Below are 14,097 nucleotides of genomic sequence, written 5' to 3'. Positions count from 1 at the left end.
ACAGTGTGCAAAGTCTATACCCGCAACGCGGGCGGCACAATCGGCGCAGCTTGGAGAGCAAGCAAAATCAATGACTTGCACCTGCTTCCCCAGGGCTACGCCGCTGCGTTCACAACGGCGGATCGATATCCCCGGCATACATGTCCGATTCCTTGTACAGGTCGTGCACATGCCGCAGCAGCACCATGATCACCGCCGCCACCGGCAAGGCCAGCAGCACCCCGGTGAAGCCGAACAGCTCACCGCCGGCAAGGATGGCGAAGATCACCGCCACCGGGTGCAGGCCGATGCGATCGCCCACCAGCAGCGGCGTCAGCACCATGCCTTCGAGGGCCTGGCCGACCATGAACACCGCGATGATGCCGAGCATGGGGTACAGCTCGCCGCCGAACTGGAACAACCCGGCGACCAACGCCGCGCCGATGCCGATGATGAAGCCCATGTACGGCACGATGGCCGCCAGCCCTGCCAGCAGGCCGATCAGCAGGCCCAGTTCCAGCCCCACCAGCATCAGGCCGCCGGCATAGATCAGGCCGAGGGCGACCATCACCAGCAACTGGCCACGGACGAACGCCCCCAGCACCTCATGGCATTCGCCGGCCAGCCCCACCACCTGCGCCTCACGCTGGCGTGGCAGGAGGCTGCGCAGCTTGGCCATCATCAGGTCCCAGTCGCGCAGCAGGTAGAAGCCCACCACCGGGATGAGCACCAGGTTGGCCAGCCAGGCGATCAACGCCAGGCTCGAGGCGGTGGCCTGGGACAGCAGCATGCCGACGATGTCGGTGGTCTGGCCCATGTGCGCGCCGATGGCGGCCTTGATCTTGTCGAACTTCCAGAAGCCATCGGCCAGGCCCAGGCGGCTCTGCACCCAGGGCAGGGCCACGTGCTGCAGCCAGTCGAGCATCTGCGGCGCCAGCTCGTACAGGCGCACCAGCTGCTTGGCCAGCATGGGGATCAGCACCAGCAGCAGGGCCAGGAAGATCAGGGTGAACAAGCTGAACACCACGACCACGCCCCAGGTCCGCGACAGGCCCAGGCGCTCCAGGCGGTCGACCAGCGGGTCGGCCAGGTAGGCCAGGAGAATACCCACCAGGAAGGGCGAAAGGATGTTGTGCAGGCAGTACAACAGCACGGCGACCAGCAGGGCCACGCCCAGCCAGGCCCAACGGCGTAGATCGGTCATGAGCGGCGCTCCCTACCAGCGAAACCGCAGGCCATCGAACGGCTTGGGCGCGGCCGCCTGGGCCGCGCCTGGCTGCTGCGCCGCCGGGTCTTCGGAGGTGGCGGGTGCCGGGGGCACCGCATCGGCCGGCAGTTCCTGCAGTTTGGCCAGGCCCAGTTGCGCGCGCAGTTGCTCGCGATTGCCGGTGACACTGTAGGTCAGGGTGTCGCCCTCGGCCTGTCGCAGGCGCGGGCCGTAGGGTTCGAGCACGCGGCCGAGTTCGGCGTAGCGTTGCAGGTTCATGCCCTGTACCTGTACCTGCAGCTCGCCGCTGGCGCCCGGGCGGGTGGCGTAGCGCGGTGCCAGGCGGCTGCTCACCGCCAGCATCACGGCATCGGCCAGGGCCGCCTGGTCGGGGCCCTCGGCCTTGCCCCGCTCACGCTGCTCGCCCAGCCACAGTTGCCAGGTGCCCTGCCACTTGCCGTCGGTCTCCTGGGCATGCACCGCCAGCAGGGCATCGGCGCCATAGCGCTCGGAGGCTTCGCGCAGCGGCGCCGGGTCATTGCCTTCCAGTTGCTTGGCATTGGCCACCAGTTGCTCCTGCAAGTCGGCCAACGGCAGGCGCAGCGGTAGGCCGCGATGCTGGGCGGCACGGCGCAGGGGGCCGGCACTGGACTGGCCATCGCCGACCAGGTTGCTGCCTTCGACGCTGTCGTTCAGCCACCAGCCGAGGATCGACGGCCGGTTGCTGCCCCACAGCGCCAGACCGGCCTGGCGCAGGGCGCGCTCGGTGCTGCCGGGGTCGAATTCGACCAGCACGGATTCGGGCGGGCCGGCCTCGGTGCCGACCTGGTTGATGATCTGCCGTGGGTCCTTGCGCAGGCCGGCCAGCGCCGGGCTCTGCGCCGCCTTGGGGTCGCCGGTCAGGCGCAACACGAGGGTTTCCAGGGCCTTGCCGGTGGCCTGGGCGCGCGCTTCGCTGCCCTGCCCCTCGATGGGTTCGCGGACCTGATAGAGCCCGGAAACGGTTTCGGCCTGGGCGACGGTGCCGGCCAGAGCCAGGCAAGCCACAGCCAGGTGATTGATAAAACGCATGGCGGATTCCTGTCCAGGTGAGCTGCAAGCTACAAAGCTGCAAGAAAAGGCAGATCGATGCACGCCCCGCTTTTTCTTGCAGCTTGCAGCTTATACAGAAGCGACCACGCCAACCACCCACGGCCAGTTTTTGCCAATTTCCCGGCCTGCCCGTCGGCCTGAGGATGGCCGCTGCACAGCAACCCTGATAAAATCGCGCGCCTTCGCAGACCAGTGACGTACAGGCAGCCGCCGCTCCCCGAGCCGGCCTTGGCCGCCCTGGTCGTTTTTCCGAATCCCTCCCTCCTAAAGGCCTGGATCAATGAGCAAGCAACCCTCCCTGAGCTACAAGGACGCCGGTGTAGACATCGACGCCGGCGAAGCACTGGTCGAACGCATCAAGGGCGTGGCCAAGCGCACCGCGCGCCCTGAAGTCATGGGTGGCCTGGGCGGCTTCGGCGCCCTCTGCGAGATCCCGGCCGGCTACAAGCAGCCGGTTCTGGTCTCCGGCACCGACGGCGTCGGCACCAAGCTGCGCCTGGCGCTGAACCTGAACAAGCACGACAGCATCGGCCAGGACCTGGTCGCCATGTGCGTCAACGACCTGATCGTCTGCGGCGCCGAGCCGCTGTTCTTCCTCGACTACTACGCCACCGGCAAGCTCAACGTCGATGTCGCCGCCACCGTGGTCACCGGCATCGGCGCCGGTTGCGAGCTGGCCGGCTGCTCCCTGGTGGGCGGCGAAACCGCCGAGATGCCGGGCATGTACGAAGGCGAGGACTACGACCTGGCCGGCTTCTGCGTCGGCGTGGTGGAAAAGTCCGAGATCATCGACGGCTCCAAGGTGGCCACCGGCGACGCCCTGATCGCCCTGCCCTCCTCCGGCCCGCACTCCAACGGCTACTCGCTGATCCGCAAGATCCTCGAAGTGTCCGCTACCGACATCGACAACACCCAGCTCGACGGCAAGCCACTGGCCGACCTGCTGATGGCGCCGACCCGCATCTACGTCAAGCCCCTGCTCAAGCTGATCAAGGACACCGGCGCGGTCAAGGCCATGGCCCACATCACCGGCGGCGGCCTGCTGGACAACATTCCGCGCGTACTGCCCGACAACGCCCAGGCGATCATCGACGTGGCCAGCTGGCAGCGCCCGGCGGTGTTCGACTTCCTGCAGGAAAAAGGCAACGTCGACGAGCACGAGATGCACCGCGTACTGAACTGCGGCGTCGGCATGGTCATCTGCGTGGCCCAGGACCAGGTCGACAGCGCCCTGCAGGTGCTGCGCGAAGCCGGTGAACAGCCATGGGTCATCGGCCGCATCGCCGAGGCCCCGGCCGGCGCTGCCCAGGTCGAGCTGCACAACCTCAAGGCGCACTGATGCCGAGCGAGACCTGCAACGTAGTGGTATTGCTGTCGGGCTCCGGCAGCAACCTGCAAGCGCTGATCGACAGCAGCCGCGGCGAAGACAGCCCGGTGCGCATCCGTGGCGTGATCTCCAACCGTGCCGACGCCTATGGCCTGCAGCGCGCCCAGGCGGCCGGTATCGCCACCGCCGTGCTGGAGCACACCGGCTTCGAGGGCCGCGAGGCCTTCGACGCGGCACTGATGGCGTTGATCGACGGCTTCGAGCCGGACCTGGTGGTACTGGCCGGTTTCATGCGCATCCTCACGGGTGGCTTCGTCCGTCACTACCAGGGCCGCCTGCTCAACATCCACCCGTCGTTGCTGCCCAAGTACAAGGGCCTGCATACCCACCAGCGGGCACTGGAGGCCGGCGATAGCGAACACGGTTGCAGCGTGCACTTCGTCACCGAGGAACTCGACGGCGGCCCTCTGGTCGTACAGGCAGTGGTTCCGGTGGCGCCGGATGACACGCCGCAGGCCCTGGCTGAGCGGGTTCACCGCCAGGAACACCAGATCTACCCGCTGGCGGTGCGCTGGTTCGCCGAAGGACGCTTGCGTCTGGGCGCACAGGGTGCATTACTGGATGGCCAGCCGCTGGCGGCCAGCGGCCACTTGATTCGACCCTAGGAGAACTTATGCGTCGCGCCCTGCTCTTGGCTCTCGCCGTGCTCGCCCTGCCTCTCCAGGCAGCTGATCTGAAGCCTTTCTCGGCCAGCTACACCGCCGACTGGAAACAGCTGCCCATGAGCGGCACCGCCGAGCGCAGCCTGGAAAAGAATGCCAACGGTACCTGGAGCCTGAACTTCAAGGCATCCATGATGATCGCCAGCCTGACCGAGCAAAGCACCCTGCGCCTGGACAACGACACCCTGCTGCCGCAGAAGTACCACTTCGAACGTGGCGGCCTGGGCAAGGCGAAGAAGGTCGACCTGGACTTCGACTGGACCAGCAAGAAGGTCACCGGCAGCGATCGTGGCGACGCGATCAACCTGCCGCTCAACCGCGGCGTGCTGGACAAGTCGTCCTACCAGCTGGCCCTGCAGCATGACGTGGCCGCCGGCAAGAAGAGCATGACCTACCAGGTGGTCGACGGTGACGAGATCGACACCTACGACTTCCGCGTGCTCGGCACCGAGAAAGTGGCCACCAAGGCCGGCCAGGTCGACGCGGTCAAGGTCGAGCGCGTGCGCGACCCGAGCCAGAGCAAACGCATCACCGAGCTGTGGTTCGCCAAGGACTGGGACTACCTGCTGGTACAACTGCGCCAGGTCGAGACCGATGGCAAGGAGTACGTGATCGTGCTGCAGGACGGCACGGTCGACGGCAAGTCGGTGAAGGGCAACTGACACCCGCTCCGCTGCCTGCACCAACCGAAACCCCGCCACTATGCGGGGTTTCTTTTTTGCTTCGAACGGCACGCTGCAAGCTGTTTTGTGGTGGGCCTGATGCCGAGCAAGGTGTCGAAGGCCGCGCATTCTCTTGAAGCCAGGCTTCATGAAACATGTTTCATGGCCGATTTATTTACTTAGCCTGCTAACAAACTCTATAAAGAAGTCCTGCGACACGTTGCCGCAGTCAACCGAAAGTGGAGTTTACCGATGACAGTCCAAGTAACCGAACGCGACGAATCGAAAATGTCCCACGAAAGCCAGGCCTGCGGCCTGCGGATCTGGGACGTGCATCAGCAGGGTGAACTGGTGGGCATGTTCCACACCGAGCAAGAAGCCCAGCAGTACCGCACCGAGCTCGAATGCCTGGAAAGCCAGCGCGCTGCGCAATGACCGGACGTTCCCAGGAAAAAACGCGCCAAGGCGCAATGCCTGTCAGTTAAGCGGCGCTTTGTCATATTTGGGGCCGCTTCGCGCCCCAAATGACAACTGAAAATCTTAACTGACCGGCATTGAGCCAAGGCTGTTTTTCGTGGCTTACCACATGAGATCGTCAGGGATCTTGTAGGCCGCGTAGGGATCGTCCTCGTCCGCCTCCTCGACATGGGTGTTGAGCAGCAGCACGCGCTTGGGATCGCGCTCCTGGATCTTCACCGCGGCCTCGCGTGGGATCACTTCGTAGCCACCGCCATGAGCGACGATCGCCAGGGCGCCATTGCTGAGCTTGCTGCGCATCAAGGCATTGACGGCAATACGCTTGACCTTCTTGTCATCGACGAAGTTGTAGTAGTCCTCGGTATTGAGCTTGGGCAGGCGGGTCGCCTCGATCAACTGCTTGACCTGCGCGGCACGGGCCTTCTGCTCGGCCTTCTCCTGGAGCTGGCGGTTCAGCTCCTGGTCCTTCCTGGCCTTCTCGGCCATGGCCTCCTTGGCCAGGCGCTGCTGGGTATCGTCGACTTCGACCTGGCCCTTGTGTTCCAGGCGCTTCTGTTTCTTCTCGGCTTTGTTAGCCTGCTTGACCTGCTTCTGGTTGACCAGACCGGCCTTGAGCAATTGATCGCGAAGGGAAAGGCTCATGGGTGTTCACTCACTTATGCAACAGCTCAGCCGCAGCTGGGCAGGTTCTTTTCCTGACGCTTGGCTTCGCCCCAGAGGGCGTCCAACTCGTCGAGGGTACGATCTTGGATGGACAGGCCCTGCTCGCGCAATGCCTGCTCGATGAAACGGAAGCGCCGCTCGAACTTGCGGTTGGCGCGGCGCAGGGCATTTTCCGGGTCGTGCTTGAGGTGGCGGGCCAGGTTGACGGTGGCGAACAACAGGTCGCCGACTTCGTCCTCCAGGGCCTCGGCATCGCCATCGGCCATGGCCTGCAACACTTCGTCCAGCTCCTCGCGGACCTTGTCCAGCACCGGCAGCGCCTCGGGCCAGTCGAAACCGACCGTGGCCGCGCGCTTTTGCAGCTTGGCCGCCCGCGACAAGGCCGGCAGCGTCGCCGGTACATCGTCGAGCAGCGACAGTTGCTCGGGCTCGCTCTTTTCCGCGCGCTCCTCGGCCTTGATCGCTTCCCAACGCGACTTGACCTGGGCCTCGCTCAGGCGCGGGGTATCCAGCGGTGCGTAGAGGTCGCCGGTGGGGAAAACATGGGGATGGCGGCGGATCAGCTTGCGGGTGATGGCATCGACCACGCCGGCGAACTCGAAGCGCCCCTCCTCCCGGGCCAGCTGGCTGTAGTAGACCACCTGGAACAACAGGTCGCCCAGCTCGCCCTGCAGGTGCTCGAAATCACCGCGCTCGATGGTGTCGGCGACCTCGTAGGCCTCCTCGAGGGTGTGCGGGACGATACTGGCGTAGTCCTGCTGCAGGTCCCAGGGGCAACCGTGCTGCGGGTCGCGCAGGCGGGCCATGAGGTGCAGCAGGTCGTCGAGGGTGTAGGTCATAGGCGTCTCTTCCTCGCGGGGGCCATGCCCCCGATCGCTGGCAAGCCAGCCCCCACGAAGAGGCTGCCATGCCCGGTGCCCGTGGGAGCCGGCGTGCCGGCGATGGGCCGCACAGCGGCCCCATTGCAGTGTTTCAAGGGGTACGATTACGCCGCGTCTCGATGATGTTCGGCAACTGCGAGATCCTGCCCAGCAGGCGCCCCAGGGCGTTCAGGCCAGGAATCTCGATGGTCAGCGACATCAGCGCGGTGTTGTCGTCCTTGTTCGAGCGGGTATTGACCGCCAGCACGTTGATCTTCTCGTTGAGCAGCACCTGCGACACGTCGCGCAGCAGGCCCGGGCGGTCGTAGGCGCGGATGACGATGTCGACCGGGTAGGTCTGCACCGGCACCGGGCCCCAGTTGACCTGGATCATCCGCTCCGGCTCCTTGCCGGCCAGTTGCAGCACCGAGGCGCAGTCCTGGCGGTGGATGGTCACGCCGCGGCCCTGGGTGATGTAGCCGACGATGGCATCGCCCGGCAGCGGCTGGCAGCAGCCGGCCATCTGCGTGAGCAGGTTGCCGACCCCCTGGATCTGGATGTCGCCACGCTTGCCGGACTTGGCGCTGCTGGCCTTGCGCGGGACCAGCTCGATCTGCTCGTTGCGCTCCGGCTCGAGCAGTTGCTGGGCGGCGTTGACCATGTGCGCCAGGCGCAGGTCGCCGGCACCGAGGGCGGCGAACATGTCCTCGGCGGTCTTGACGTTGGCCTTTTCCGCCAGGCGCTCGAAGTCCACCTGGGGCAGGCCCAGGCGGCTCAGCTCGCGCTCGAGCAGGGTCTTGCCGGCGGCGACGTTCTGGTCGCGCGCCTGCAGCTTGAACCAGTGGACGATCTTGGCCCGCGCCCGCGAAGTGGTGACGTAGCCCAGGTTGGAGTTCAGCCAGTCGCGGCTGGGGCTGCCGTGCTTGCTGGTGATGATCTCCACCTGCTCACCGGTCTGCAGGCTGTAGTTGAGCGGCACGATGCGCCCGTTGATCTTGGCGCCGCGGCAGTTGTGGCCGATCTCGGTGTGCACGCGGTAGGCGAAGTCCAGCGGCGTGGCACCCTTGGGCAGGTCGATGGCGTGACCGTCGGGGGTGAACACATAGACCCGGTCCGGCTCGATGTCGACGCGCAGTTGCTCGGCCAGGCCGCCGATGTCGCCCAGCTCCTCGTGCCACTCCAGCACCTGGCGCAGCCAGGAAATCTTCTCTTCATAGTGGTTGGAGCTGGACTTGACGTCGGTGCCCTTGTAGCGCCAGTGGGCGCAGACGCCCAGCTCGGCTTCCTCGTGCATGCCGTGGGTGCGGATCTGCACCTCCAGCACCTTGCCCTCTGGGCCGATCACCGCCGTGTGCAGGGAGCGGTAGCCGTTCTCCTTGGGGTTGGCGATGTAGTCGTCGAACTCCTTGGGAATGTGCCGCCACAGGGTATGCACGATACCCAGCGCGGTATAGCAGTCGCGGATTTCCGGGACCAGCACGCGCACGGCGCGCACGTCGTAGATCTGGCTGAACTCCAGGCCCTTGCGCTGCATCTTGCGCCAGATGGAATAGATATGCTTCGCCCGGCCACTGATGTCGGCCTTGACCCCGGTGGCCAGCAGTTCGTTCTGCAACTGGTTCATCACGTCGCTGATGAAACGCTCGCGGTCCAGCCGACGCTCGTGCAGGAGCTTGGCGATCTGCTTGTACTGGTCGGGCTCGAGGTAGCGGAAGGACAGGTCCTCCAGCTCCCACTTGATATGACCGATGCCCAGGCGGTGCGCCAGTGGCGCATAGATGTCGAACACCTCGCGCGCCACGCGCAGGCGTTTCTCGTCGTCGGCGGCCTTGACCGCACGAATGGCGCAGGTACGCTCGGCCAGCTTGATCAGCGCCACGCGCACGTCATCGACCATGGCCACGAGCATCTTGCGCAGGTTCTCGACCTGCGCTTGGGAGCCGAGCACCAGCGACTGGCGCGGGCTGAGGCTGGCGCTGATGGCAGCCATGCGCAACACGCCGTCGATCAGCTTGGACACCACCGGACCAAAGCGCTGCCCGACCTCGGCCAGGGTCACCTTGCCCTCGCGCACCGAGCGGTAGACCACCGCCGCCACCAGGGAGTCCTGGTCGAGCTTGAGGTCGGCAAGGATTTCGGCGATCTCCAGCCCCGCCTGGAAGCTGGAAGTGCCATCGGCCCAGGAATGCTTGGCCGGGTTGCCCTTTTTCTCCACCTCATGGGCGAATTCGCAGGCCTCCTTGAGCGCCTCGCGATCCAGCGCCGAATCGACGCTCACCACATGATCCAGCCATGCTTCGAGATTGATACTGCCGTCGGTATTGACCGGCTGGTGCACTCTCACCTGTACCATCTTTTTTCTACCTTTCCATACAGCGCACCACGCGGGTGCGCTGGCAATCACCGTGCAGCCCCCCATTCCCTGGGAACCGCACCAAGGGGCCAGCCTGGCTAGCCCGCTTCGAATAACGCCATGGCCTCGACATGCGCCGTCTGAGGAAACATGTCGAGAATCCCGGCCCTTGTTAACCGGTACCCTTGGCCGACCAGCACCTGGGCGTCTCGCGCCAGCGTGGCCGGGTTGCATGACACATAGACCAGCCGCCTGGCCTTGAGGCGGGCGATGCCTTGCACCACCTCGAAGGCACCGTCGCGCGGTGGATCCAAGAGTACCGCAGAAAAGCCTTCGGCGGCCCATCCGGCGCCCGCCAAAGGCTGCGATAAATCGGCCTGAAAAAACCGGGCGTTATGCACGTCGTTGTCCCGGGCATTGGCCGCCGCCCGGTCCACCATGGCCTGCACACCCTCCACCGCCACCACCTCGCGGGCCTGGCGGGCCAGCGGCAGGGCGAAGTTGCCCAGGCCGCAGAACAAGTCCAGCACCCGCTCCTCGGCGTGCGGCGCCAGCCAGGCCAACGCCTGCTCGATCATCGCCGTGTTGACCTGGGCGTTGACCTGGACGAAGTCGCCTGGCCGCCAGGCCAGCTCCAGCCCCCAGGGCTCGAGGGCAAACCCCAGCGTCTGCCCGGGCTCGACCGGTGCCGGCTCGCCCTCGCCCTGCAGCCATAGCTGGGCACCGGCCTGCTTGCAGAAGGCCTGCAGGCGCGCCAGATCGTCCGCCGGCAGCGGCGCCACATGACGCACCAGCACCGCCTCAGCGGTACCACTGAACAATTCGACGTGGCCCAGCGCCTGGGGCTTGCCCAGGCTGCGCAGCACGGTCGGCAGGTGGCGCAGGATCGACTGCAAGGGTTGTACCAGCACCGCGCACTCGTCGATGGCGACGATGTCCTGGCTGGCCTCGGCACGGAACCCCACCGCCAGTTGGCGGGCCTTCGCGTCCCAGCGCACGGCGACCCGCGCCCGCCGCCGGTAGCCGAACTCCGGCCCGCTCAAGGGAGCCGCCCACGCCTCGGGCTGCACGCCGGCGACCCGTTGCAGTTGCTCGGCCAGCAGGCGCTGCTTGAGCGCCAGTTGGCCTTCATGGGGCAGGTGCTGCAGGTTGCAGCCTCCGCAGCGCGCATAGTGGCGGCACGGCGCTTCGCGGCGCTCGGGGCTGGCCTGCAGGACCCGCTCCAGGCGTGCCTCGACCACCTTGCCGCGGGCACCGAGCACCCGCGCCTCGACCGTCTCGCCCGCCAGGGCACCGCTGACGAACCAGGTGCGCCCGTCATGGAAGGCGATGCCACGGCCATCGCCGGCCAGGCGCTCGATCTGCAGGTGCTGCTTCTTGCCCACCGGCACCTGGGCCGCACGGTTGCCGCCGGCCGGCTGGAAGCGCAGGCCGCCGCTGCTTTTCTTCCTGGACATCAGTTCGCGTCGAACAGGCCGGTGGACAGGTAACGGTCGCCGCGATCGCAGATGATCGCCACCATCACCGCGTTCTCGACCTCCCGGGACAGGCGCAGCATGGCCGCGACCGCACCACCGGAAGACACGCCACAGAAAATGCCCTCTTCGCGGGCAAGGCGGCGGGTGGTCTGCTCGGCTTCCTCCTGGGACATGTCGACCACACGGTCGACCCGGCTGGCGTCGAAGATCTTCGGCAGGTATTCCTCGGGCCAGCGGCGGATGCCGGGGATGGCCGAGCCTTCCATCGGCTGCAGGCCGACGATCTGCACCGCTGGGTTCTGCTCCTTGAGGTACTGGGAGCAGCCCATGATGGTGCCGGTGGTGCCCATGGAGCTGATGAAGTGGGTGATGCTGCCCTGGGTCTGCTGCCAGATCTCCGGACCTGTGCTGGTGTAGTGGGCGATCGGGTTGTCGCCGTTGGCGAACTGGTCGAGAACCAGGCCCCGACCCTCGGCCTGCAGCTTCTCGGCCAGGTCGCGGGCACCTTCCATGCCCTCCTCCTTGCTGACCAGGATCAGCTCGGCGCCATAGGCGGTCATCGCCGCCTTGCGTTCGGCGGTGGAGTTGTCCGGCATGATCAGGATCATCTTGTAGCCCTTGATCGCCGCTGCCATGGCCAAGGCGATACCGGTGTTGCCGGAGGTGGCCTCGATCAGGGTGTCGCCGGGCTTGATCTGGCCACGCAGTTCGGCGCGGGCGATCATCGACAGCGCAGGGCGGTCCTTGACCGACCCGGCGGGATTGTTGCCTTCGAGCTTGAGCAGGAGGGTATTGCTGGTTTCACCGGCAATGCGCTGCAGGCGAACCAGGGGCGTATTGCCGACGCAATCGGCGATGGTTGGGTACTGCAAGGTCATGGGCGTATTTCACAATCCGGACGGCAGGGGCGCCTATCATACCGGCAAACCTTTCCCGGCCATATCACGCAATCTGTGGTCGCTATAGCTACAAGCTATAAAGCACGTGCGAACCGGCCATCTAGACGCCCACCACAGGCGCCTGGTTCAGCGCGGCGCCTGTCGGGCTGGGCTTGTCCCGCGAGGGGGCCTGCACATGCACCGGCAGGCGCATGTACAGGCGCAGGCCCTGCTTGCCGTTTTCTGCCCAGAGCGTGCCGCCCTGGCGCTGGATGGCACTGCGGGCGATGCTCAGGCCGAGGCCGAAACCACCATCGCCGGGGCGGGAGCCGTCCAGTCGCGAGAACGGCGCGAAGATCCGTTCCAGGTCCTGCTCGGCCACCCCGCCGCCCTGGTCTTCCAGCCAGATCCGCCAATGGTTGCCCTCGCGCTGCCCGCCCAGGCGCACCACACCCTGCGCGGGCGAATGACGGATGGCGTTGCGAAGCATGTTCTCCAGGGCTTGGGCGAGGAGGTTGAGGTTGCCTTGCACCCAGCAGTCGGCGGGCACCTCGCAGCGCAGCCGGGCCGGCGACCAGCCGCTCTCGTAGCAGGCGTCCTCGGCGAGCATGTCCCACAGCGCCTGGAACTGGATCGGCTCGAGGTTCATCGGCGCGCGCTCGGCATCCTGCCAGGCCAGTTGCAGGGTGTCCTCGACCAGTTGCTGCATGCAGTCCACCTCGCGGGTCAGGCGTTCGCGCAGGCGTTGCAGGTCGGTCTCGCCGTCGCAGGCCACGCGCAGGCGGCTGAGGGGGGTGCGCATCTCGTGGGACAGGTCGCGCAACAACTGTTGCTGCAGGGCCACGGTGCCCTGCAGGCGCTCGGCCATCTGGTCGAAGGCACGGGCCAGTTCGCCCAGCTCGTCATGCCGGCCGATGGTTCGCGCGTCCAGGCGCGCCGACAGCTGGTCGGCGCGCCAGGCATTGGCCTGCTCGCGCAACTGGTTCAGCGGCACGATCAGCATCCGGTACAGGCCGACGCACAGCAGCAGGGTGAACAGCCCCGGGATCACGCCGTTGGTGAGGACCTGCCAGAACAGCCGGTACTGGCCAGGGTTGAAACGCTCCGGCAGCTCGATCACCAGCATGCCCTGCTCCGGTGCATCGGGGAACGGCAGGCGCAGCCAGGGCTGGCCGATGCTGCGCCGGCTCATGGGCCAGTCGACGCCCCGCAGGCGGGTCAGGTGCTGGATGTGTTCGGGGGTCAGCGTGGCGCTGCCCAGCGGCTGCAGCTCGGCATCGAACACCCCGACCCAGCCGGACTCGCGCTGGCGCATGTCGGCCAGCCAGCGATCGACCCCGGCCCGGCCGCCTTCGCGCCAGGCCCGCTCGGCCTCCACCGCATAGCCGCGCAAGTGCTGCCGGGCCGACTCGGCCAGGAAGGCGTTCTGGGTTTCCATGTGCCGGCCCCAGGTGTAGCTCAGGCCGATCATCAGCAGGCAGAACCCCACCAGCAGGATCGCCAGCTTCCAGAACAACGAATGACGGTCGAGCACGGTCAGTCCACCTCGCCGGCACTGAGGACATAGCCCTTGCCCCAGACCGTGCGCAACTGCCGCTCCTGGTAGCCGATCACCTTGAGCTTGCGGCGGATCTGGCTGACATGCATGTCGAGGCTGCGGTCGTGGCGGGAATAGCCGCGCTGCAGCACCTGCTGGTAGAGAAAGGGTTTGCTCAGCACTTCGTCCTGGCTGCGGTTGAGGGTGTCCAGCAAGCGGTATTCACTGGGTGTAAGCCCCGCCCATCGGCCATCCAGGCACACGTCGCAGGCGTCCTCGTCGAAGCGCAGCTGCCCAGGCGCCGACTCACGCGATGGCTGGTGGCGTCGCTCGAGGGCCACGCGCCGCAGGATCGCTTCGATGCGCACCTGCAGTTCGGTCATGCTGAAGGGCTTGGGCAAGTAGTCGTCGGCACCGCGCTGAAAACCCGTGATGCGATCGGCCTCCGCGCCCAGCGCCGACATCAGGATCACCGGCGTGCTGCTGCGCCGGCGCAACTGGGCCAGGGCATCGAGGCCATTGAGGCCGGGCAGCAGGATATCCAGCAGGACCACGTCGAATGCCTGGCGACCGGCGGTTTCCAGACCCTCCAGGCCGTTGCGGCACCAGGTCACCTGGAAGCCGCCACGTTGCAGTTCCTCGCGCAGGTAGGCGCCGAGCACGGGGTCGTCCTCGATGGCGAGAATGCTGGATGTTTGAATGGCTACGGGATTCATTGGCTTCTGACATTGATTCTCAATTGCGCAATTATTGAGCAAGCTGTCTTGCCAACGCAACCGGCTCGCGACCGGTTGCGCTTTTATGCTGGCGGTGCAGCCCCTGTCTTCCCGGCAAGGACCGTATGAAACAGATACAAATGAGT

13 protein-coding genes are annotated in these 14,097 nt (G+C 66.2%); 4 read left to right on the top strand and 9 right to left on the bottom strand.

Features of this window, described 5'->3' with window-relative positions:
- Nucleotides 1–109: 109 nt before the first annotated feature.
- Both WCE05_RS03210 and WCE05_RS03205 read right to left on the bottom strand, forming a co-directional pair.
- Nucleotides 110–1,183, bottom strand: a complete 1,074-nt coding sequence (locus WCE05_RS03210; protein WP_225788308.1) for an AI-2E family transporter — start codon at nt 1,181–1,183, stop codon at nt 110–112.
- Nucleotides 1,184–1,195: 12 nt separating this feature from the next.
- A complete protein-coding gene (locus WCE05_RS03205; RefSeq protein WP_225788309.1) occupies nt 1,196–2,257 on the bottom strand; it encodes a DUF2066 domain-containing protein in 1,062 nt (353 codons plus the stop codon).
- A gap of 301 nt (nt 2,258–2,558) precedes the next feature.
- On the opposite strand from WCE05_RS03205, the gene purM reads away from it, so the two are divergent.
- From purM to WCE05_RS03185, 4 genes are all read left to right on the top strand, one after another.
- Complete coding sequence (gene purM / locus WCE05_RS03200; protein WP_225788310.1) at nt 2,559–3,617, top strand: phosphoribosylformylglycinamidine cyclo-ligase; 1,059 nt, start codon at nt 2,559–2,561, stop codon at nt 3,615–3,617.
- On the top strand, nt 3,617–4,270 hold the full coding sequence (gene purN, locus WCE05_RS03195) for a phosphoribosylglycinamide formyltransferase (RefSeq protein WP_225788311.1): 654 nt from the start codon (nt 3,617–3,619) through the stop codon (nt 4,268–4,270). The genes purM and purN overlap by 1 nt, the downstream gene beginning before the upstream one ends.
- 8 nt (nt 4,271–4,278) lie before the next feature.
- Nucleotides 4,279–4,989: a DUF3108 domain-containing protein gene (locus WCE05_RS03190; RefSeq protein ID WP_225788312.1), complete on the top strand. Its 711-nt coding sequence runs from the start codon at nt 4,279–4,281 to the stop codon at nt 4,987–4,989.
- A 252-nt stretch (nt 4,990–5,241) separates the two neighbouring features.
- A complete protein-coding gene (locus tag WCE05_RS03185) occupies nt 5,242–5,424 on the top strand; it encodes a hypothetical protein (RefSeq protein ID WP_253081561.1) in 183 nt (60 codons plus the stop codon).
- Between the two features lie 144 nt (nt 5,425–5,568).
- Here WCE05_RS03185 and WCE05_RS03180 read toward each other — a convergent pair whose 3' ends face one another.
- The 7 genes from WCE05_RS03180 to WCE05_RS03150 all read right to left on the bottom strand — a co-directional run bounded on the left by WCE05_RS03180 (nt 5,569) and on the right by WCE05_RS03150 (nt 13,951).
- Complete coding sequence (locus WCE05_RS03180) at nt 5,569–6,108, bottom strand: DUF2058 domain-containing protein (protein ID WP_225788314.1); 540 nt, start codon at nt 6,106–6,108, stop codon at nt 5,569–5,571.
- 26 nt (nt 6,109–6,134) lie between these two features.
- Nucleotides 6,135–6,968, bottom strand: coding sequence for a nucleoside triphosphate pyrophosphohydrolase (mazG, locus tag WCE05_RS03175; RefSeq protein ID WP_225788315.1), 834 nt, complete (start codon nt 6,966–6,968; stop codon nt 6,135–6,137).
- A gap of 133 nt (nt 6,969–7,101) precedes the next feature.
- On the bottom strand, nt 7,102–9,342 hold the full coding sequence (relA, locus tag WCE05_RS03170; protein WP_225788316.1) for a GTP diphosphokinase: 2,241 nt from the start codon (nt 9,340–9,342) through the stop codon (nt 7,102–7,104).
- Between the two features lie 98 nt (nt 9,343–9,440).
- Nucleotides 9,441–10,799, bottom strand: a complete 1,359-nt coding sequence (gene rlmD, locus WCE05_RS03165; RefSeq protein WP_368815434.1) for a 23S rRNA (uracil(1939)-C(5))-methyltransferase RlmD — start codon at nt 10,797–10,799, stop codon at nt 9,441–9,443.
- Entirely contained in the window at nt 10,799–11,698 is a 900-nt protein-coding gene (cysM, locus tag WCE05_RS03160) for a cysteine synthase CysM (protein ID WP_225788318.1), read from the bottom strand. The genes rlmD and cysM overlap by 1 nt, the downstream gene beginning before the upstream one ends.
- A 121-nt stretch (nt 11,699–11,819) precedes the next feature.
- Complete coding sequence (locus WCE05_RS03155; RefSeq protein WP_368815433.1) at nt 11,820–13,232, bottom strand: histidine kinase sensor domain-containing protein; 1,413 nt, start codon at nt 13,230–13,232, stop codon at nt 11,820–11,822.
- A gap of 2 nt (nt 13,233–13,234) precedes the next feature.
- A complete protein-coding gene (locus tag WCE05_RS03150) occupies nt 13,235–13,951 on the bottom strand; it encodes a response regulator transcription factor (RefSeq protein WP_225788320.1) in 717 nt (238 codons plus the stop codon).
- Nucleotides 13,952–14,097: the final 146 nt, after the last annotated feature.

It is taken from the genome of Pseudomonas sp. I2, assembly GCF_040984075.1.
GTDB lineage: Bacteria > Pseudomonadota > Gammaproteobacteria > Pseudomonadales > Pseudomonadaceae > Aquipseudomonas > Aquipseudomonas guariconensis_B.
This window is presented reverse-complemented; position numbering and strand designations above follow the sequence as displayed.